Genomic DNA, 20,754 nt, shown 5'->3' with positions numbered 1-20,754 from the left:
CTGGGCTGCGCAGCGGCCCCAAAACTCCGCCAGCCCCTGAACACTTTGTGAGTGCTGCGCACTCAAGCGGGAGCAAGCTCCCTCGCCACATTTCTGGGTGTGCCTGACACATCAAGTTCATCGAAGAAGAACCGGTATTTTCGGCACTTGAGTCTGTTCGGCAGACGGCACATCGTTGCCCGCGCCCAAGCCACCGCCGAGCGCCGTCACCAGTTCGGCATGAGCACTCAAACGCGCTGCCTGCACCTGCTGCTGCACTTGCTGCTGCTTGAACAACAACGTCTGGGAATTGAGCACATTGAGGTAATCGGTGAGGCCACGCTGATAGGCAATCATCGCGATGTCATAGGTCTTCTGCGCCGTGGCCACCGACTCGGCGGCGAAGGCCTGCTGCTTGTCCATGGACTCGCGGCGGATCAACTGGTCGGAGATGTTTTTCAGCGCGTTGACCACGGTCTGGTTGTAGTGCGCCACAGCGATGTCATACCCGGCCGAGGCTTCACTCAGCTCTGCACGCAAACGCCCGCCGTCGAAGATCGGCAAGGAAATGGCCGGGCCGACCGTGTAGTTGAGTTTCTTGCCGGTCAAGAACTCCAGCGCACCACCGCCGGTGGCCATGTACCCGAGACTGCCGACCAGATCGACGTTCGGGTAGAAACCCGCGTGCGCGACATCAATGCCCCGCGCCTGCGCCGCCACTTGCCAGCGACTGGCGACCACGTCCGGGCGCTGGCCGAGCAACTGCGCCGGCAATGACGACGGCAGTTTCAGAGCCGCGCCCAAGGACAGCGTCGGACGCTGCACCTTTGCGCCCTCCCCCGGCCCCTTGCCGGCAAGGGCGGCGAGTTGGTTGCGGCTCAGGGCGATCTCTTCGTCCAGCGCATCGATCTGGCGATGGGTTTCCGGCAATGGCGTTTCGGCCTGACTGACTTCGAAATGGGTGCCGATACCGCCGTCCAAACGTTTCTGCGCGAGGTCGAGGATTTGCTGTTGCTGTTTGAGGGTCGCCTCAACGATGTCCCGTTGCGCGTAATGCAACGACAGTTCGATGTAGACGCGCACGATGTTGTTCTGCAATTCGAGCTGCGCCTGTCGCGCCTCAGCCACCGTCATGTGGGCCATGTCGACAGCGCGCTCGGTGGTATTGCTTTCGCGGTCCCACAGGTCGAGTGCGTAACTGAAGCCCAACGCGGCGTTGTTGTCCCAGGTGGTGCTGTTGGCCAGGTCGCCGGGGCCATAGAACTGATCGGTCGGCCAGTTGTGCCGCTTGAGGGTGGAATCGCCATTGATCTGCAACGACTCGGCGGCCTCGGCGACACCGGCCATGGATCTGGCCTGACGCACGCGGGCGGTGGCCATGGCCAACGTCGGGCTATCTTGAAGGGCAAGCTCGATCCAGCGGTTCAGTTGCGGGTCGCCATAGGCCTGCCACCATTGTGCGGTGGGCCAGTGTGCATCCTGAGTGGCGCTCTGGATGGCGTCGTCGGTGGCCAGTGAACTGACCTCCAGCGCCTTGCCCTGCGGGGCAATACCTCCGGTTCCGATGCAGCCGCTGATTGCCAGGGTTAAAGCCAAAACACTGAGCGGCTGAAGCGCTCTGCTGATGCGACGCGGCACTGCTGCGATTTCCTGAAAATAGGGGGGATAACGAGATCTTGTAGGAGCCGGCTTGCTGGCGATGCAGACATCGCGCGGCATCTGGATGACCGCAGCGATGCCATCGCCAGCAAGCCGGCTCCTACAGTCCGCGCAATTCTATGGGTGGGCTTTGATGGCGATAAGCTGGGATTCCTGTGAATCTTTGTTACCGTTCACGAGATAATCCCTTGGTCGGGGTCTCAGCCCCCGAAACTTCGTGTCACAATTTGCCATCGCACTCGAGAGCACCCCATGGACACTTTGCAAAACATGCGCGCCTTCAGTTACGTGGCCGAAGCCGGCAGCTTCACCGCTGCCGCCGTGCAACTCGACACCACCACGGCCAACGTCTCGCGCGCGGTCTCCAATCTGGAAGCCCACCTGCAAACCCGCCTGCTCAACCGAACGACCCGCCGCATTGCGTTGACCGAAGCCGGCAAGCGCTACCTGCTGCGCTGCGAGCAGATCCTCGCCTACGTCGAAGAAGCCGAGGCCGAAGCCAGCGACGCCCACGCGCGCCCGGCCGGGCAATTGAAAGTGCACACCATGACCGGCATCGGCCAGCACTTCGTGATCGACGCCATTGCCCGCTATCGCAAGACTCACCCGGACGTGACCTTCGACCTGACCATGGCCAACCGCGTGCCGGACCTGCTCGACGAGGGTTACGACGTGTCCATCGTCCTCGCCAGCGAACTGCCGGACTCGGGTTTTGTGTCCCAGCGCCTGGGCATCACCTACAGCATCGTTTGCGCCTCCCCGGCCTACGTCAAAGCCAACGGTTGCGCGCAGAAACCCAGCGACCTGCTCAACCACGCCTGCCTGCGCCTGGTGAGCCCGGTGCTCCCCCTGGAAAAATGGGCCTTCGACGGCCCGGAAGGCCAGGAGATGGTCACCATCAACAGTTCGCCCTTCCTGGTGAACTCCGCCGACGCCATGAAAACCGCGATCACCAGCGGCATGGGCGTCGGCGTGCTGCCGCTGTACGCCGCCATCGACGGCTTGCGCGACGGCACACTGGTACGCGTGATGCCTCAGTACCGCTCGCAGGAACTGAACCTGTATGCGATCTACCCGTCGCGGCAGTATCTGGATGCGAAGATCAAGACCTGGGTCGAGTACTTGCGCGGCTCGCTGCCGGAGTTGCTGGCGGCGCATCAGGCGGAATTGGCGGCGTATGAACTGAGCGGGAGTCTGGGTGGGGTTCGGGTGGCGAATTAATGTGGCAAGCCAGCGCCTGCAAATATCCTGAGAGGCCTGATTTCCTGTAGGAGCCGGCTTGCTGGCGAAGGCAACCTTGAATATTGCATCGATTTCGAGCCCATTCGCTGGCAAGCCAGCGCCTACAGGGATCGCTGCGAATCCATAAGTTGCCTTTACCGAAGAAAACTTCGGCTATAAGGCCGCAAAGCCCAAGCCAAACTGACAGCGCCGTCAGTTAGCAGTCACCCTCCTGACCAGCAAACAGGTTTATAAAGGAAACTACCTTACCCTCGTACCGACCACCCAGCCCCGGCGCCCCACTCGCATGCGAATCCAGCAAAAACCCGCCCTGCTCGTCGCCCTCCTGATCCTCCTGGCAGCGCTGGGCCTGTGGTACGCCACCAAACCGGAAAAAACCAAACTCGCCACCCCCACCGCCATCCCCGTACGCATCGTCAGCGTCACCGAAAAGGACGTGCCGCGTTTTGTCAGCGGTATCGGCTCGGTCCTGTCCCTGCACAGCGTCGTGGTCCGCCCGCAAATCGACGGCATCCTCACCAGAATCATGGTCAAGGAAGGCCAATTGGTGAAGAAAGGCGACCTGCTGGCCACCATCGACGACCGCTCGATCCGCGCCAACCTCGACCAGGCCCGGGCACAACTCGGTGAAAGCCAGGCACAACTGCAAGTCGCACTGGTCAACCTCCAGCGCTACAAACTGCTGAGCGTCGACGACGGTGTTTCCAAGCAGACCTACGACCAGCAACAAGCCCTGGTCAACCAGCTCAAAGCCACCGCCCAAGGCAATCAGGCTTCAATCGATGCCGCTCAGGTGCAGTTGTCCTACACGCAAATTCGCTCCCCGGTCACCGGTCGCGTCGGCATTCGCACCGTGGATGAAGGCAACTTCCTGCGCATGAGCGATACCCAGGGCCTGTTCACGGTGACCCAGATCGACCCGATCGCCGTGGAATTCTCCCTGCCCCAACAAATGCTGCCGACCCTGCAAAGCCTGATCAGCGACCCGCAGCGCGCGCAGGTCAAGGCCTACATCGGGGCCGACACCGATGGCGAAACCGGCAACCTGTTGGGCGAAGGTCATATGACCCTGATCGACAACCAGATCAACGCCAACACCGGCACCATCCGCGCCAAGGCTGAGTTCGACAACGCCGGGCAGAAACTCTGGCCGGGCCTGCTGGTGACGGTAAAAATTCAGACAGCACTGGATAAAGATGCGCTGGTCGTACCGCCCAACGTCGTACAGCGTGGCCTCGATCAACATTTCGTTTACCGCCTCAAGGGCGACAAAGTCGAAACCGTCCCGGTGCAAATGGTCTATCAGGACAGCGGCCTGAACATCATCAAAGGCGTGCAGGCCGGCGATCAACTGGTCAGCGATGGCCAGTCGCGTCTCAAGCCCGGCTCGGTGGTTCAGGTGCTGACCGATCCGCCGCAGGTGGTGCAATCGGAGCCGACACCATGAAAGGTCATGGCTCGATTTCCGCGTGGTGCATCGATCACCCCGTCGCGACCATCCTGCTGACCTTTGCGTTGGTGCTGCTGGGCGCGATTGCCTTCCCGCGCCTGCCCATCGCACCGCTGCCGGAAGCGGAATTCCCGACCATCCAGGTGGCGGCGCAACTGCCCGGCGCCAGCCCGGAAACCATGGCGTCGTCGGTGGCCACGCCCCTGGAAGTGCAATTCAGTGCCATCCCCGGAGTGACGCAGATGACGTCGAGCAGCGCGCTCGGCTCGACCATCCTGACCCTGCAATTCACCCTCGAGAAAAGCATCGACACCGCCGCCCAGGAAGTTCAGGCGGCGATCAACACCGCTTCCGGCAAGTTGCCCAAGGACATGCCGAACCTGCCGACCTGGCGCAAGGTCAACCCGGCCGACAGCCCGGTGCTGATCCTATCCGTCAACTCGTCGCTGATGCCCGGCCCGGAACTCAGCGACCTGACGGAAACGTTGCTGTCCCGTCAGCTCAGCCAGGTCGACGGTGTAGGACAGGTGTCGATTACCGGTCAGCAACGTCCGGCAATTCGCGTTCAGGTGTCCGCCGACAAACTCGCTGCCATCGGCCTGACCCTCGCGGACATTCGCCTGGCAATCCAGCAGACCAGCCTCAACCTGGCCAAAGGTGCGCTGTACGGCGAGTCGAGTATTTCAACGCTTTCGACCAATGATCAACTGTTCCACCCTGACGAATACAGCCAGTTGATCGTTTCCTACAAGGACGGCGCCCCGGTTCACCTCAAGGATGTCGCCAAAGTCGTCAACGGTTCGGAGGATGCCTACGTGCAGGCGTGGGCGGGCTCGCAACCGGGCGTCAACCTGGTGATCTTCCGCCAACCGGGCGCCAACATCGTCGAGACCGTGGACCGCATACAGGCCGCGCTGCCGGCGCTGCAAGCGATGTTGCCCGCCTCGGTGCAGGTCAAGGTGTTGATCGACCGGACCCAGACCATTCGCGCCTCGCTGCATGAGGTGGAAATCACTTTGCTGATCGCTGTGATGCTGGTGGTGGCGGTGATGGCGTTGTTCCTGCGTCAACTGTCGGCCACGCTGATTGTGTCGGCGGTGCTCGGTGTGTCGTTGATCGCCAGTTTTGCGCTGATGTATGTGATGGGCTTCAGCCTGAACAACCTGACGCTGGTGGCGATCGTGGTGGCCGTGGGGTTTGTGGTCGACGATGCGATCGTGGTGGTGGAAAACATCCACCGCCATCTCGAGGCCGGAGACGACATGCGCGAGGCGGCGATCAAGGGCGCCGGTGAGATCGGCTTCACCGTGGTGTCGATCAGCTTCTCGCTGGTGGCGGCGTTCATTCCGCTGCTGTTCATGGGCGGCGTGGTCGGTCGGTTGTTCAAGGAATTCGCCCTGACCGCCACCTCGACCATCCTGATTTCGGTGGTGGTGTCCCTGACGTTGGCGCCGACCCTGGCCGCGTTGTTCATGCGTGCGCCGGTGCATCACGCCCACGACAAACCGGGCTTCGGCGATCGCCTGCTGGCGTGGTACGAAAAAGGCCTGCACCGCGCACTCGCTCACCAGAAATTCATGATCGGTGTGTTTGGCCTCTCGTTGGGCCTGGCAGTTGCCGGTTACATCTTCATCCCTAAAGGCTTCTTTCCGATCCAGGACACCGGTTTCGTCCTTGGCACCACCGAAGCTGCCGCCGACATTTCCTACGGCGACATGGTGAAAAAACACTTGGCGATGGCAGAAATCGTCGCCGCCGATCCAGCTGTGCAGGCCTTTTCCCACTCGGTCGGTGTCTCGGGCAGTAACCAGACCATCGCCAACGGCCGCTTCTGGATTGCCCTGAAAAAACGCGGCGACCGTGATGTCTCGGCCAGCGAATTCATCGACCGGATTCGCCCGCAACTGATGAAAGTCCCGGGCATCGTGCTGTACCTGCGCGCCGGCCAGGACATCAACCTCAGCTCTGGCCCGAGCCGCGCCCAGTATCAATACGTGATCAAGAGCAACGACGGCGCGACGCTCAGCACCTGGACCCAGCGCCTGACGGAAAAACTGCGCGGCAACCCTGCATTCCGCGACATTTCCAACGACCTGCAACTGGGCGGCAGCATCACCCACATCAACATCGACCGCAGTGCCGCTGCCCGTTTCGGCCTGACCGCCAGCGATGTCGACGAAGCGCTGTATGACGCGTTCGGCCAGCGGCAGATCAACGAGTTCCAGACACAGGTCAACCAGTACAACGTGATTCTTGAGCTGGACACCAAACAGCGCGGCAAGGCCGAAAGCCTCAACTATTTCTACCTGCGCTCGCCCCTGAGCGGAGAAATGGTGCCGCTGTCGGCCCTGGCCAAGTTCGATGCTCCGACCATCGGCCCGTTGTCCATCGCCCACGACGGCATGTTCCCGGCCGCCAACCTGTCGTTCAACCTGGCGCCCGGCGTGGCGTTGGGTGATGCGGTGATCATGCTCAACCAGGCCAAGGCCGACATCGGCATGCCGGCGGCGATCAGCGGAAATTTCCAGGGTGCGGCCCAGGCGTTCCAGAGTTCGCTGGCCAGTCAGCCGTGGCTGATCCTGGCGGCGCTGGTGGCGGTGTACATCATTCTGGGCGTGCTCTATGAGAGCTTCGTGCATCCGCTGACGATCATTTCGACCTTGCCCTCGGCAGGCCTGGGCGCGGTGATCATGCTGTGGATCTGCGGCCAGGACTTTTCGATCATGGCCCTGATCGGGCTGGTGCTGCTGATCGGTATCGTCAAGAAGAACGGCATCCTGATGATCGACTTCGCCCTCGAAGCGCAGCGCAACGGCGGCTTGTCGCCGGAAGAGGCGATCTTCAAGGCCTGTATTACTCGCTTCCGGCCGATCATCATGACCACCCTCGCCGCACTCCTCGGCGCACTGCCATTGATGCTCGGTTACGGCACTGGCGCCGAGTTGCGCCAACCGCTGGGGATCGCGGTGGTCGGCGGCTTGCTGGTAAGCCAGGCGCTGACGTTGTTCACCACGCCGGTCATCTACTTGTGGCTTGAGCGGCTATTCCATCGACCTAAACCAACGCCGGTTGCGGCGCTGGCGACCACAGACTGAGGCGGGTCATGCGCGTTCTGATTATCGAAGACGAAGAAAAAACCGCGGACTATCTGCACCGCGGCCTGACGGAACAGGGTTACACCGTAGACCTGGCCCGCGACGGGGTCGAAGGCCTGCACCTGGCGCTGGAAAGCGACTACGCGGTGATCGTCCTCGACGTGATGCTGCCGGGCCTCGACGGCTTCGGCGTACTGCGTGCCCTGCGTGCGCGCAAGCAAACCCCGGTGATCATGCTCACCGCTCGCGAGCGCGTCGAAGACCGCATCAAGGGCCTGCGCGATGGTGCCGATGATTACCTCGGCAAACCGTTTTCCTTCCTTGAACTGGTGGCGCGTCTGCAAGCGCTGACCCGCCGCAGCGGCGGCCATGAACCGGTGCAAGTTAGCATCGCCGACCTGTGGATAGATTTGATCAGCCGCAAGGCCACCCGCGCCGGCACCCGCCTGGACCTGACCGCCAAGGAGTTTTCGCTGCTCAGCGTGCTCGCCCGTCGACAGGGTGAAATCCTCTCGAAAACCGCCATCGCCGAAATGGTCTGGGACATCAATTTCGACAGCGACGCCAACGTCGTCGAAGTCGCGATCAAACGCCTGCGGGCCAAGCTCGACGGGCCGTTCGAAGAGAAATTGCTGCACACCATTCGCGGCATGGGTTATGTGTTGGAGAGCCGTGGTGTCCAGTAACAGCATTGCGCTGCGCCTGAGCGGGATGTTTACGCTGGTGGCGCTTTTGGTCTTTCTGTTGATCGGATGGGCGCTGTACCAAGAGGTCGATAAAGGCCTGGGTTTGCTGCCCGAGGCGGAGCTGGATGCGCGCTACAGCGTGCTCGAATCCACCGTCGGCCGTTACGGCACACCCGAGCATTGGGTGAAGATCAACAACAAACTCAAGCTGCTGGGTGAAGAAGACAAGCGCATCAGTTTCTGGATCACCAGCGGCGATCCGCACTACGAATATGGCAACCCTACACCGCAGATCCGCGCCTTCGCCGAAGGACCGCTGGGCATGCGCGACCTGCAATTACCCGATCACCCATATCCGCTGAAAGTGCTGGTCAGCGAGTTTCCGGCCAAGGATCAGCGCCCGCCGCTGCGTTTCATGATCGGCATCGACACCGAGACGTTTTTCCACACGCAACACCAGTTGCTGATTGCCCTGATCAGCCTGGCGATCATTGGCGTGCTGATGGCCTCGGCGCTGGGTTACTGGGTGGCGCGAATCGGGCTCCAGCCGTTGATCAAACTGTCCCAGGAAGCCCAACGCCTGGCACCGCCCTTGCGCTCGGGGCGCTTGCGGCTGTCGCCGTTGCCGCCGGAACTCGATCAGTTCGTCAAGTCATTCAACTCGACGCTGGAACGGGTCGAACAGGCCTACTCGCGCCTCGAGTCCTTCAATGCCGACGTGGCCCATGAGCTGCGCTCACCGCTGACCAACCTGATTGGCCAAACCCAGGTCGCGCTGACCCGCGGCCGCTCCGCCGAGCACTATTTCGAAGTGCTGCAATCGAACCTCGAAGAACTGGAACGACTGCGTTCAATCATCAACGACATGCTGTTCCTGGCCAGCGCCGATCAGGGCAGCAAGGCGACCAAACTGACCGCTACATCGCTGGCCGATGAAGTGGCGACGACCTTGGAATACCTGGACTTCATCCTTGAAGATGCCCAGGTTCAAGTCGAGGTCAGTGGCGATGCGCACGTGCAGATCGAGATCGCTCACCTGCGTCGGGCGCTGATCAATCTGCTGAACAACGCGGTGCAACACACCGCGCCCGGGCAAGTGATTCAAGTGCGGATCGAGGTGGGTGAGCATCAAGTCAGCATCGGCGTGGCCAACCCCGGATCGCCGATTGACCGTGAACATCTGCCGCGCCTGTTCGAACGCTTCTACCGGGTCGATGCGTCGCGCAGCAACAGCGGCCACAACCATGGGTTGGGACTGGCCATCGTCAAGGCGATTGCGCTGATGCATGGCGGCGATGTGTTTGTGCGCAGCGACCAGGGCATGAATACCTTCGGCATTCACCTGCCTGTCTGAGCGATCTTTGCTTCTGCTGTAACAGTCCTTTCATGAATCCGCTCTTTTTCAAAACCTCCGACCTCCTTATCTTTGCCCGCACCAAACAGCACTTGCCAAGCAAGAAGGTTTTAACGATGTCCAACCGTATGGGTATTGCCAGCGCTTTTGTTTTGTCTTCTTTGTTCCTGTCGCCATTGGCCTTCGCGGAGGAGTCGCAGACGTTCGTCACGCAAAACGCCACGCGCGCCGCCGCCTTCGAGGCACAGCAAATCGAGATGACAGCCAAAACCCCTGAGGCCACCCAGGCAGCACAAGCGTTGCGCATTCAAACCCAGCAAACCGAAAAAGACAGCTGATTGCGCGCAGCGCTCCCGTTTCCCTCGACACTTTCCATCGGCTCTTCCCTTTGAAAAGTTGTCTTCAAGCCGCTGCTGTCAGCGGCTTTTTTTATGCTGGCTTCACCGTTTCATTGCATGGGCTGTAACGATGATCACTCACGCCCTTTGCAATGGATCAACCCTCCTGGCACCGAGGCCGAATCATTCAGTTATTACGCTAATGGAACTACGCTTACACAGTCCCTCCAACAGATACCCGCCCTATGACCGCAAACCGCCTCCCGCATGTTTCAGGCAATACCGGTCGACCGGAGATCATGGTGATCCTCGGCAGCTCCCTGACGGTTATCGCAATCCTGTGCATTGTCACGTTCCTGCTGATTCGCGAACACACCAACGCCCAGCAGGCTGCTACCCGCAGCGCCACGACCATTGCGCAACTGATCGACGCCGATGTGCTGCGCACGGTGGAGCTTTACGATCTGACACTGCAAGGACTGATCGCGGCCGCGCAACGGGACGATCTGAAACAGGTGTCTGCGCAGATTCGCCATCTGGTGCTGTTCGACCGCTCCACCACCGCGCGTTACAAAGGCGACATCCTGTTGCTGGACAAGCATGGCGAGGTATTGGCCGACTCGTCGTTGATCGAGCCCAAACCGGCCAATTTCGCCGATCGCGACTATTTCCTAGCCCATGCCTTCAACCACGACACCGGCATGTTCATCAGCCGACCGTTCAAACCCCGCTGCGAATGTGAAGAAAAAGATGAATGGCGCATCAGTTTCAGCCGACGCATTGCCTCGCCCACGGGTGAGTTTCTGGGTGTTGCGGTGGCCTCGATGCGCATGAGCTATTTCGATCAACTCTTCAACAGTCTGGACATCGGTACCGGCAGTGCACTGGCCATCATCAATGACGATGGCATTCTCCTGGCGCAGAAGCCTTACCTGAAAGAAAACTTGATCGGCAAGAGTTTCGCCAGCAACCCCAATGTCGTCAGGATATTGCAAGCGCGCAATGGCAACTTCAACAGCGTGTCGAGCGTCGATTTCCAACGGCGCCTGTACACCTTTTCCCGGGTCGGTAATCTGCCGTTGACCGTCATCGTCGCACTGTCCCTCGATGAAGTGTTCGCCACCTGGAAGCGCACGGCATGGGTGATCAGCGGCGCAACCGGTGTCCTGTGCATTGGCCTCTTGTGGCTGACCTGGTTGCTTTGCCGCGAACTGCGCTTGCGGCACCAGGCCGAGCAGGATCTGGCGCAATTGGCCGCCACCGATGCCCTGACCGGCGTTGCCAACCGTCGAACCCTCGATCATGCGCTGAGCCATGAATGGTTTCGCGCACAACGTTCCGGCAAGCCCTTGTCGTTGCTGATGATCGATGCCGATCACTTCAAGGCTTTCAATGATCAGCATGGCCATCAGGCTGGTGACGAGGCATTGCGGGAGTTGGCCGATGTTATCCGCACCCATGTCCACCGCCCGACGGACCTGGTGGCCCGCTACGGTGGCGAGGAGTTTTCGGTGATCCTGGCTGAAACCGACAGTGAAGGTGCACGGCAGATCGCCGAACAGATCCGGGAAGCGGTCCAGAACATGCCAGTGGCAGGCGCCCCTCAATCACCGATGACGGTCAGCATCGGTATCGCCACCTGCACATCGGCCAGCGAGATCAGCCTGGAGCAGTTGCTGTTCAGCGCGGACAAGGCGCTGTATCAGGCCAAGGAAGGCGGGCGGAATCGGGTGGTGTGCGCCAGCTGAAAAGATCGCTGGATCTTCTGATTCATGCAGACATAAAAAAAGGCCACCCGAAGGTAGCCCTTAAAAAACTAGAGAGGTTTTTTACTTACACGGCCGCAACAGGGCGCATGTAAGAAATTGGTGCGGTGCTGGCGTCTTCGAACGTCACGACTTCCCAGGCATCTGTCTGCTCAATCAACTTGCGCAGCAGCTGGTTGTTCAGTGCGTGGCCGGACTTGAAGCCCTTGAACTCTCCAATCAGGCTATTGCCCAGCAGGTAGAGGTCACCAATTGCGTCGAGGATCTTGTGCTTCACGAATTCGTCTTCATAGCGAAGGCCGTCTTCGTTCAGTACGCCATCAGCGTCAACCACAATTGCGTTTTCAACACTGCCGCCGAGTGCGAGGTTGTGCTTGCGCAGGTACTCGATGTCACTCATGAAACCAAAGGTACGGGCGCGGCTGACTTCTTTAACGAACGAAGTGCTGGAAAAATCCACGCTTGCACTTTGGGTGCGGTCACGGAAAACCGGGTGATCGAAGTCGATCTCGAAGCTCACCTTGAAACCTTCGAAAGGGACGAAAGTGGCGCGCTTGTCGCCATCTTCCACTGTCACTTCACGCAGGATGCGGATGAATTTCTTGGCGGCGTCCTGTTCTTCCAGGCCTGCCGACTGAATCAGAAATACGAAGGGTCCAGCGCTGCCATCCATGATCGGAACTTCGGACGCGGAGAGCTCGACGTAGGCGTTATCGATGCCCAGGCCAGCCATGGCCGAGAGCAAGTGCTCCACCGTGTCCACTTTTACGTCACCGTTGACCAGCGTCGTCGACATGGTTGTCTCGCCGACATTGGCCGCACGCGCCGGGATCTCGACCACTGGATCGAGGTCGTTACGGCGAAAGACGATGCCGGTGTCGATCGGCGCAGGCTTGAGGGTCAGGTATACCTTCTCCCCGGAGTGCAGACCTACACCTGTGGCACGGATAATATTTTTCAGTGTGCGTTGTTTAATCATGGCTTGGGCCGCTTCAGCGCAAATTGCGAACTGGTATCAACAAAGGCTGGCGATGATAGCAGACCATGCCTTTGCTGAACACCAATCACCTTCATAGCCCTGATACATTTCATCAATCGGCCTGACGACGCAGGAATGCCGGGATGTCCAGGTAATCCAGATCATCTTGTGGATTCATCTTCGCGGCAGTCGCAGCACCGGCCTGAGCCTGGTTGCGCATGACGGTCGGACGGTCCAGGTCACGGTAATTCACCGCTGGAGCTTCCTGACGAACAGGGGCCTGTTGTTGTGGCTGTGGAGCCATCGAAGTGTGAACGGTATTGTCGATGACCTTCACAGGCTTCTCGATTTTAGCGCCAAGACCGGTGGCAACGACAGTCACGTGCAGCTCGTCGCGCATGTCCGGATCGATAACGGTACCGACCTTGACCATCGCGTGCTCGGATGCGAACGCCTCGATGATGCTACCCACGTCGGAGTACTCACCCAGGGACAGGTCAGGACCGGCGGTGATGTTCACCAGGATGCCGCGAGCGCCTTGCAGGTTCACGTCTTCGAGCAACGGGTTGCGAATGGCCGCTTCGGTGGCTTCGCGTGCACGGTTCGGACCGCTGGCGCAGCCAGTGCCCATCATCGCCATGCCCATTTCGCTCATCACGGTACGAACGTCGGCAAAGTCGACGTTGATCATACCCGGACGCTTGATGATGTCGGAGATACCGCGAACGGCACCGGCCAGTACATCGTCCGCCTTGGCGAAAGCCGACAGCAGGCTGGCGTCCTTACCGAGGATGGTCAGCAGCTTCTCGTTGGGAATGGTGATCAACGAGTCGACGCTTTCAGACAGCAGACGGATACCTTCGTCGGCCAGCTGCATACGCTTGCGGCCTTCGAACGGGAACGGACGGGTCACGACCGCAACGGTGAGGATCCCCATTTCCTTGGCCACTTCGGCAATGATCGGCGCAGCACCGGTACCGGTACCTCCGCCCATGCCCGTGGTGATGAACACCATGTTGGTGCCCTGCAGGACTTCGGCAATGCGCTCACGGTCTTCGAGAGCGGCCTGACGACCTACTTCAGGGTTGGCACCGGCACCCAGACCTTTGGTCACGCCGGTACCCAGTTGCAGGATGGTCCGCGCGCTGATGCTTTTCAGCGCCTGGGCATCAGTGTTGGCGCAGATGAATTCGACGCCTTCAATGTTGCTCTTGACCATATGGTTGACAGCGTTGCCGCCGCCACCGCCGACACCGATAACTTTGATTACCGGGCTTGCGGGGATGTTGTCTACGAGTTCGAACATTTTCCCTCTCCTTTCATTTCTCTAGTTTTTTCGCCTACTGCGTGCTTCGGTATTACGGTGTTGCGGTAAAGCTTTAAAAATTGCCCTGGACCCACTTCTTCAGGCGGTCCAGCAGCGGCGCCTGTGGGTCTTCGTTGCTGTAGCTGTCGCGGCTGCCGATGCCCGAGAACGAAATGCCGTCGGACTGTTTCTGCAGGCCGTACATCAACAGGCCAACGCCTGTGGAATAAATCGGGTTGCGGACCACGTCATCCAGGCCCTTGACGCCATGAGGCACGCCCAGGCGCACCGGCATGTGGAAGATTTCCTCGGCCAGTTCAGTGGCGCCTTCCATCTTCGCGGTACCGCCGGTCAGCACGATGCCGGCCGGGATCAGGTCTTCGTAGCCGCTGCGACGCAGCTCGGCCTGGATCAGGGTGAACAGTTCGTCGTAACGCGGCTCAACCACTTCGGCCAGGGCCTGGCGGGACAGTTCGCGCGGAGGACGGTCGCCAACGCTTGGCACCTTGATGGTTTCACCGGCACCGGCCAGTTTGGCCAGGGCGCAGGCATAGCGAATCTTGATTTCTTCGGCGTACTGGGTCGGAGTGCGCAACGCCATGGCGATGTCGTTGGTCACCTGATCGCCCGCAATCGGGATCACGGCGGTGTGACGGATCGCACCTTCGGTGAAGATCGCGATGTCGGTGGTACCGCCACCGATGTCCACCAGGCACACGCCCAGCTCTTTCTCGTCGTCGGTCAGTACCGAGTACGCCGAAGCGAGTTGCTCAAGAATGATGTCGTCAATTTCCAGACCGCAGCGACGCACACATTTTTCAATGTTTTGCGCAGCGTTGACGGCGCAGGTGACCACGTGAACCTTGGCTTCCAGACGCACGCCGGACATGCCCAGTGGCTCACGAACGCCTTCCTGGTTATCGATCACGTAATCCTGTGGCAGGGTGTGCAGCACACGCTGGTCAGCCGGGATCGCCACGGCCTGGGCGGCGTCGAGCACGCGCTCAAGGTCGGCGGAGCTGACTTCGCGATCACGAATCGCCACGATGCCGTGGGAGTTCAGGCTGCGGATGTGATTGCCGGCCACGCCGACGAATGCCGAGTGAATGCGGCAACCCGCCATCAGCTGTGCTTCTTCGATCGCGCGCTGGATCGATTGCACAGTGGACTCGATGTTCACTACCACGCCTTTTTTCAGGCCGCGGGACGGATGGGTGCCGATCCCGACGATTTCCAGCGTGCCGTCGTCCGCGACCTCGCCTACCAGCGCCACCACCTTGGAGGTGCCGATATCGAGACCGACGATCATTTTGCCGCTTTGCACGTTTGCCATGGGTCCTGCCTCTTCTTAATTCTTCGCGACAGCGGGTTGGGCTGCCGTGGGCGCTACCGGTTCCCGCCAGCCAACAGCAAGGCCGTTGGCGTAGCGCAGATCGATGCGCGCAATGTTCGTAATCTGTTCTTTAAGCGTCTTGTCATAGATGGCAATGAAGCGGCGCATCTTTTCCACCAGCTTGCCGCGCCCCAGCAGCAGTTCGATTCCAGGGCCCGCGCTGCCAGGGCCGGTGGTCAGGAACCAGCTGCCGCGTTCGCGCAGCTCCAGGCGTGCAATCGAGAAACCCATGGGTCTGAGCATCTGGCTCAGCACTTGGTATTGCTGCATCACTTGCTGCTGAGCCCGCTGTGGGCCGAACAGCTGTGGCAGGTGTTCATAGTTCGCCAGCTCGCGCGGGGTGAAGGCCTGGCCCTGGTTGTTCAACAGCGACTCATCGCCCCAACGGGCAACCGGCAGTTGTTCTTCCAGGCGGATCACCACTTGATCCGGCCACACCCGACGCACTTCGGCGTGGGCAATCCACGGCATCGTTTCCAGCTCGGTGCGCATGCTCGCCAGGTCGATGGTGAAGAAGCTCGACGCCACGAATGGCGCGATCCGCTGCTGCACCGCTTGCTGGCTGATGTAACTCAAGTCGCCCTGCACGTTGATCCTGGTGATCGGCCGGTCGGCGTAAGGCAGCAATCGCTGCGCGCCTTCGTAGGTGCCATACCCCAGCGCGACCAACAGCAATGGCCAGAACAACGCTTTGAGAAAACCAAAGTTGGCTTTCGGCAGGCGCGCAGACATCGGCTCTTTGGCCACCATACGGCTGGCACCCCGCGGCACCGGCTTGCGGCCGGTCGGTGCGGTAGGCTGATGTCTGAGCTGAGCGCCTTGCATGGTCTTAACCTCTTACCTCAACACTGGCTGCCAGAATGGCCAGAACCAATTGCTGAAAATCCAGACCGGCAGCACGGGCCGCCATCGGCACCAGGCTGTGATCGGTCATGCCCGGTGCGGTGTTGACTTCCAGGAACCAGAACTGCCCGTCGGCGTCCTGCATCACGTCTGCCCTGCCCCAACCGGCGATACCCAGCGCCTCGCAGGCTTTCGCCGTGAGGTCCATGAGTTCCTTTTCCTTGGCGCTGTCCAGCCCGCACGGAATGCGGTACTGGGTATCGTTGGCGATGTACTTGGCGTCGTAGTCGTAGAAACTGTGCGTCGTGCCCAGGGCAATTGGAGGCAACACCTGGTCACGCAGGGTGGCGATGGTGAACTCCGGACCTTGAATCCATTGCTCGACCAACACTTGCGAATCGTAGGTACTGGCCGCTTTCCATGCGTCGATCAACTCGGACGCGGAACTCACTTTGGCCATCCCGATACTTGAACCTTCATGGGCCGGTTTGACGATCAAAGGGAAGCCCAGTTCCGTCGCCGCCGAAATACAATCGGCTTCGCTGGTCAGTACCGCGTGACGTGGCGTCGGAATGCCCAGGCTGTGCCAGACCTGCTTGGTGCGCAGCTTGTCCATGGCCAGTGCCGAAGCGAGGATGCCGCTGCCGGTGTACGGAATGCCCAGGCATTCGAGCAGGCCCTGCATGCTGCCGTCTTCACCGCCACGACCGTGGAGAATGATGAAAGCACGGTCGATTTTTTCGCTCAGCAGACGCTGCAGCAGGTCATCGCCCACGTCGAGGCCGAACGCGTCCACACCGGCGCTTTGCAGCGCGTCGAGCACAGCGTTGCCGGACTTCAGGGACACTTCGCGCTCGGCACTCTTGCCACCGAACAGCACGGCGACACGGCCGAAGTCTTTCGGCGCAACGGTGGAGACGAGATTGGCGTAGGCAACAGTCATTTCAACTTCCCCTCAACCGGTGCGGCAACGGCACCGGCAAACAGCTCACTTTTCAACAATTTCGGTGCAAGACCGCCGATATCACCGGCGCCCTGGCACAGCAGGATGTCACCGGCACGCAGCAACGGCTTGACCACAGGCGCGAGGTCGACACCGCGTTCGATGTAGATCGGGTCGAGCTGGCCGCGCTGGCGGATGCTGTTGCACAGCTTGCGGCTGTCGGCACCCGGAATCGGTTCTTCACCCGCCGGGTAGACTTCCATCAACAGCAGCACGTTGGCATCGGCCAGCACATTGACGAAATCGTCGTACAGGTCGCGGGTGCGGCTGTAGCGGTGCGGCTGGTAAATCATCACCAGGCGGCGCTCCGGCCAGCCACCGCGCACGGCCTTGATCACGGCGGCGACCTCGGTCGGGTGGTGACCGTAGTCGTCGACCAGCATCACGCTACCGCCATCCACCGGCAGTTCGCCGTAGACCTGGAAGCGTCGGCCGACGCCCTGGAACCCGGACAGGCCCTGGACAATGGCTTCATCGCTGACACCCTCATCCGTGGCGATGCAGATGGTTGCCAGTGCATTGAGCACGTTGTGGTTGCCCGGCATGTTCACCGAAACATCCAGCGGTTCGCGGTCCGGACGCAGCACGGTGAAAAAGGTTTGCATGCCTTGCTGGCGCACATTGATCGCACGCACGTCGCAGTCGTCGCCGAAGCCATAGGTCACGGTCGGACGCTTGACCTGCGGCAGGATTTCACGCACCACCGGATCGTCCAGGCACATCACGGCCAGACCGTAGAACGGCAGGTTGTGGAGGAACTCGACGAAGGTTTTCTTCAGTTTGTTGAAGTCGCCGCCGTAGGTCGCCATGTGATCAGCGTCGATGTTGGTGACCACAGCCACCAGCGGCTGCAAGTGCAGGAAGCTGGCATCGCTTTCGTCGGCTTCGGCGATCAGGTAGCGGCTGGTGCCAAGCTGGGCATTGGTGCCCGCGGCATTCAAACGGCCACCGATGACGAACGTCGGGTCCAGACCACCGGCAGCGAACACCGAAGCGATCAGGCTGGTGGTGGTGGTTTTGCCATGGGTACCGGCGACGGCGATGCCGTGGCGATAGCGCATCAGCTCAGCCAGCATTTCTGCACGCGGCACCACCGGAATACGGCGCTCCAGCGCGGTGGCGACTTCCGGGTTGGACGTGTTCACGGCGCTCGACACCACTAGCACATCGGCGGAGGCAGCGTTCTCGGCACGGTGGCCGATGAAGATTTGTGCGCCGAACGATTCCAGACGCTCGGTCACCGGCGAAGCCTTCAAGTCGGAACCGGACACTTCATAGCCCAGGTTCAACAACACTTCAGCAATCCCGCACATGCCCACACCGCCGATACCGACGAAGTGGATGCGACGGATGCGGCGCATTTCCGGTTGCGGCATGGCTTTCTGATTCTCAACCATGGGCCACCTCCAGGCAGGTATCGACCACGTTGCGCGTGGCATCGGGTTTGGCCAGGCGGCGGGCCGCGGTCGCCATATCGTTGAGTCGTTGTGGTTGCATCAAGACCTCTGTCAGGCGAGCGGCAAGATCCGCTGCGCCAGTCGTTCTTTGCGGCATCAGGAAGGCTGCGCCTTCACGGGCCAAATAATCGGCGTTGCGGGTCTGGTGATCGTCGATCGCATGGGGCAAAGGCACCAGCATCGAGGGCAGACCGGCAGCAGCCAGTTCACTGATGGTCAGCGCGCCTGCGCGACAGACCACCAGGTCGGCCCAGCCATAGGCGTGGGCCATGTCTTTGATGAAGGGCTGCACCTGCGCCTCGACGCCAGCCGCGCGATAGCGCTCTGCGGTCACTTCATCGTGGTTTTTGCCGGCCTGATGGAACACGTCCGGGCGCAAGTCGACGGCGACTTGCGACAGGGCTTCAGGCAGCAACTTGTTCAACGGCTCTGCGCCAAGGCTTCCGCCCAGGATCAGCAAACGCGCCTTGCGACCGGCCAGGGCAGGTCGCGGTGTTTCGAGGAACAGCTCGGTGCGCACCGGGTTACCGGTGGTTCGACGGCTGTTCGACAGGGTAAAGGTGTCGGGGAACGCTTCACAGACTCGAGCGGCCAACGGCACCAGCAACCGATTGGCGGTACCGGCCACGGCGTTCTGCTCGTGAACGATCACCGGTACGCCGGTCAATTTGGCCGCAACGCCTCCAGGTCCGGTCACATAACCGCCAAAACCCACCACGCAGGCCGGCTTCAGCTGGCGAATGATCGCCCGCGCCTGCCAGACCGACTTCAGCAACATGAACGGTGCCTTGAGCAGGGACAACTTGCCCTTGCCACGCAAGCCACTGGCGTTGATCCGATGCAGCTCGATACCGGCCGCCGGGACCAAGTCGTTTTCAATGCCGCGCGGTGTGCCCAGCCAATGCACGGTGTAACCGCGCGCCTGGAACTCGCGGGCACAGGCCAGCGCCGGGAACACGTGGCCACCGGTGCCGCCCGCCATGATCAAGACGTTAGCGCCCATGGTTCGGCTCCTCGGCGAAGTCGCTCTCATGGAACTCCATCTCTTCACTGCCCAGGTGGGTTCGACTCTCCCACTCAATGCGCAGCAACAAGCCGAGACAGGCACAGCAGATCACCAACGAACTACCGCCATAACTGAGGAACGGCAGCGTCAGGCCTTTAGTCGGAAGCAGGCCGACGTTCACACCGATGTTGATCAGGAACTGACCAATCCACAGGAACGACAAACCGTAGGCCACATAGGCCGCGAAGAACTGTTTGGCCTTCTCGGCCCACAAGCCGATGTACATGCCACGAATACAGACAAACACGAACAACGCGACAGTGCACAGCGAACCTACGGCGCCCAGCTCTTCGGCCAGGACCGAGAACACGAAGTCGGTGTGGGCTTCCGGCAAGTAGAACTGTTTCTGCACGCTGTTACCCAGGCCCACGCCCAGCCACTCACCGCGACCAAACGCGATCAGTGCTTGTGACAACTGATAGCCCGCGCCGAACTGGTCAGCCCACGGGTCGGCAAAGTTGGTCAGACGCGCCATTCGATACGGCTGCATTTGAATCAACGCCACCACCGCGCCGACGGCCAGCACCACCATCAGGGAGAAACGGAACAGCCCGACGCCGCCAAGGAACAGCATCGCCGCCGCCGCCCCCATCATCACGACGGTGGCACCAAAGTCCGGTTCCATCAGCAGCAGACCTGCCATCGGCAGCAGTACGATGAACGGCTTGAAGAAGCCCATCCAGCTTTCACGCACCTCTTTCTGGCGACGCACCAGATAGCCCGCGAGGTAGATCACCACAAACACCTTGGCGATCTCGGATGGCTGAACGTTGAAGAAGCTGAAACCGATCCAGCGCATCGAACCGTTCACTTCACGGCCGATCCCCGGAATGATCACCATCACCAGCAGACCGAACGCGCCCAGCAGCATCAGCCAACCCAGGCGTTGCCAGGTGGCGAGCGGAATCATCATGGTGACAATGCAGGCACCCAGGCCCAGCACCACATAAATAAGGTGACGCATCATGTAATACAGGGCACTGCCTGATTGCACCGCGCCCACTTCGGTGGAGGCCGAAGCGATCATGATCAGACCCAGGCCGAGTAACGTCAGGCAACCGGCCAGCATCGGAAAATCGAGGTCGATGCCACGTCCGGTGATGAGCGGCGATGGATACGGCTTGATGATGTTTTTCAG

Annotated in this window: 16 protein-coding genes; 7 read left to right on the top strand and 9 right to left on the bottom strand. The window is 60.6% G+C overall.

Annotated elements, in window-relative coordinates; translation table 11 throughout:
• Positions 1 to 117: 117 nt before the first annotated feature.
• Entirely contained in the window at positions 118 to 1,617 is a 1,500-nt protein-coding gene (locus tag QYH43_RS14670) for an efflux transporter outer membrane subunit (protein ID WP_301157268.1), read from the bottom strand.
• 273 nt (positions 1,618 to 1,890) lie between these two features.
• Here QYH43_RS14670 and QYH43_RS14665 point away from each other — a divergent pair, with 273 nt between their 5' ends.
• From QYH43_RS14665 to QYH43_RS14635, 7 genes are all read left to right on the top strand, one after another.
• Positions 1,891 to 2,859, top strand: a complete 969-nt coding sequence (locus QYH43_RS14665; RefSeq protein WP_301157267.1) for a LysR family transcriptional regulator — start codon at positions 1,891 to 1,893, stop codon at positions 2,857 to 2,859.
• Between the two features lie 307 nt (positions 2,860 to 3,166).
• On the top strand, positions 3,167 to 4,327 hold the full coding sequence (locus tag QYH43_RS14660) for an efflux RND transporter periplasmic adaptor subunit (protein WP_301157266.1): 1,161 nt from the start codon (positions 3,167 to 3,169) through the stop codon (positions 4,325 to 4,327).
• Positions 4,324 to 7,425 carry a multidrug efflux RND transporter permease subunit gene (locus QYH43_RS14655; protein WP_301157265.1) on the top strand — a complete coding sequence of 1,034 codons (3,102 nt, stop codon included), beginning with the start codon at positions 4,324 to 4,326 and terminating at the stop codon, positions 7,423 to 7,425. Before QYH43_RS14660 ends, QYH43_RS14655 begins: the two co-directional genes overlap by 4 nt.
• 8 nt (positions 7,426 to 7,433) lie before the next feature.
• The gene (locus tag QYH43_RS14650; protein ID WP_033056445.1) at positions 7,434 to 8,111 is read left to right on the top strand and encodes a heavy metal response regulator transcription factor; all 678 of its coding nucleotides are present in this window, start codon (positions 7,434 to 7,436) and stop codon (positions 8,109 to 8,111) included.
• Complete coding sequence (locus tag QYH43_RS14645; protein ID WP_301157264.1) at positions 8,101 to 9,465, top strand: heavy metal sensor histidine kinase; 1,365 nt, start codon at positions 8,101 to 8,103, stop codon at positions 9,463 to 9,465. Before QYH43_RS14650 ends, QYH43_RS14645 begins: the two co-directional genes overlap by 11 nt.
• Before the next feature lie 116 nt (positions 9,466 to 9,581).
• Positions 9,582 to 9,803, top strand: coding sequence for a hypothetical protein (locus tag QYH43_RS14640; protein WP_095057131.1), 222 nt, complete (start codon positions 9,582 to 9,584; stop codon positions 9,801 to 9,803).
• A 245-nt stretch (positions 9,804 to 10,048) separates the two neighbouring features.
• Positions 10,049 to 11,551, top strand: a complete 1,503-nt coding sequence (locus tag QYH43_RS14635; RefSeq protein ID WP_301157263.1) for a sensor domain-containing diguanylate cyclase — start codon at positions 10,049 to 10,051, stop codon at positions 11,549 to 11,551.
• 85 nt (positions 11,552 to 11,636) lie between these two features.
• Here the strand turns inward: QYH43_RS14635 and lpxC are convergent, their stop codons facing one another.
• From lpxC to ftsW, 8 genes are all read right to left on the bottom strand, one after another.
• Positions 11,637 to 12,548 (bottom strand): UDP-3-O-acyl-N-acetylglucosamine deacetylase, encoded by a 912-nt coding sequence (lpxC, locus tag QYH43_RS14630; RefSeq protein WP_053154975.1) that lies wholly within the window; start codon positions 12,546 to 12,548, stop codon positions 11,637 to 11,639.
• 112 nt (positions 12,549 to 12,660) lie between these two features.
• The gene (gene ftsZ, locus QYH43_RS14625) at positions 12,661 to 13,854 is read right to left on the bottom strand and encodes a cell division protein FtsZ (protein WP_095056974.1); all 1,194 of its coding nucleotides are present in this window, start codon (positions 13,852 to 13,854) and stop codon (positions 12,661 to 12,663) included.
• A 73-nt stretch (positions 13,855 to 13,927) separates the two neighbouring features.
• Positions 13,928 to 15,187 (bottom strand): cell division protein FtsA, encoded by a 1,260-nt coding sequence (gene ftsA / locus QYH43_RS14620; RefSeq protein WP_095056973.1) that lies wholly within the window; start codon positions 15,185 to 15,187, stop codon positions 13,928 to 13,930.
• A 15-nt stretch (positions 15,188 to 15,202) separates the two neighbouring features.
• Positions 15,203 to 16,072, bottom strand: a complete 870-nt coding sequence (locus tag QYH43_RS14615; RefSeq protein WP_301157262.1) for a cell division protein FtsQ/DivIB — start codon at positions 16,070 to 16,072, stop codon at positions 15,203 to 15,205.
• A 4-nt stretch (positions 16,073 to 16,076) separates the two neighbouring features.
• Positions 16,077 to 17,033 (bottom strand): D-alanine--D-alanine ligase, encoded by a 957-nt coding sequence (locus tag QYH43_RS14610; protein ID WP_095056971.1) that lies wholly within the window; start codon positions 17,031 to 17,033, stop codon positions 16,077 to 16,079.
• Entirely contained in the window at positions 17,030 to 18,490 is a 1,461-nt protein-coding gene (murC, locus tag QYH43_RS14605; protein ID WP_095056970.1) for a UDP-N-acetylmuramate--L-alanine ligase, read from the bottom strand. Before murC ends, QYH43_RS14610 begins: the two co-directional genes overlap by 4 nt.
• Positions 18,483 to 19,553 carry an undecaprenyldiphospho-muramoylpentapeptide beta-N-acetylglucosaminyltransferase gene (gene murG, locus QYH43_RS14600; RefSeq protein ID WP_095152878.1) on the bottom strand — a complete coding sequence of 357 codons (1,071 nt, stop codon included), beginning with the start codon at positions 19,551 to 19,553 and terminating at the stop codon, positions 18,483 to 18,485. The genes murC and murG overlap by 8 nt, the downstream gene beginning before the upstream one ends.
• A complete protein-coding gene (ftsW, locus tag QYH43_RS14595; RefSeq protein WP_177408780.1) occupies positions 19,543 to 20,754 on the bottom strand; it encodes a putative lipid II flippase FtsW in 1,212 nt (403 codons plus the stop codon). The genes murG and ftsW overlap by 11 nt, the downstream gene beginning before the upstream one ends.

Origin of the sequence: Pseudomonas sp. C32, assembly GCF_030417915.1 — a bacterium.
Classification (GTDB): domain Bacteria; phylum Pseudomonadota; class Gammaproteobacteria; order Pseudomonadales; family Pseudomonadaceae; genus Aquipseudomonas.
This window is presented reverse-complemented; position numbering and strand designations above follow the sequence as displayed.

Excerpts from the sequence above, each read along its gene's own strand:
- QYH43_RS14665 (WP_301157267.1), top strand. The coding sequence starts at position 1,891 with ATGGACACTTTGCAAAACATGCGCGCCTTCAGTTACGTGGCCGAAGCC.
- QYH43_RS14660 (WP_301157266.1), top strand. The coding sequence starts at position 3,167 with ATGCGAATCCAGCAAAAACCCGCCCTGCTCGTCGCCCTCCTGATCCTC.
- QYH43_RS14655 (WP_301157265.1), top strand. The coding sequence starts at position 4,324 with ATGAAAGGTCATGGCTCGATTTCCGCGTGGTGCATCGATCACCCCGTC.
- QYH43_RS14650 (WP_033056445.1), top strand. The coding sequence starts at position 7,434 with ATGCGCGTTCTGATTATCGAAGACGAAGAAAAAACCGCGGACTATCTG.
- QYH43_RS14640 (WP_095057131.1), top strand. The coding sequence starts at position 9,582 with ATGTCCAACCGTATGGGTATTGCCAGCGCTTTTGTTTTGTCTTCTTTG.
- QYH43_RS14635 (WP_301157263.1), top strand. The coding sequence starts at position 10,049 with ATGACCGCAAACCGCCTCCCGCATGTTTCAGGCAATACCGGTCGACCG.
- lpxC (WP_053154975.1), bottom strand. The coding sequence starts at position 12,548 with ATGATTAAACAACGCACACTGAAAAATATTATCCGTGCCACAGGTGTA.
- ftsZ (WP_095056974.1), bottom strand. The coding sequence starts at position 13,854 with ATGTTCGAACTCGTAGACAACATCCCCGCAAGCCCGGTAATCAAAGTT.
- ftsA (WP_095056973.1), bottom strand. The coding sequence starts at position 15,187 with ATGGCAAACGTGCAAAGCGGCAAAATGATCGTCGGTCTCGATATCGGC.
- QYH43_RS14615 (WP_301157262.1), bottom strand. The coding sequence starts at position 16,072 with ATGCAAGGCGCTCAGCTCAGACATCAGCCTACCGCACCGACCGGCCGC.
- QYH43_RS14610 (WP_095056971.1), bottom strand. The coding sequence starts at position 17,033 with ATGACTGTTGCCTACGCCAATCTCGTCTCCACCGTTGCGCCGAAAGAC.
- murC (WP_095056970.1), bottom strand. The coding sequence starts at position 18,490 with ATGGTTGAGAATCAGAAAGCCATGCCGCAACCGGAAATGCGCCGCATC.
- murG (WP_095152878.1), bottom strand. The coding sequence starts at position 19,553 with ATGGGCGCTAACGTCTTGATCATGGCGGGCGGCACCGGTGGCCACGTG.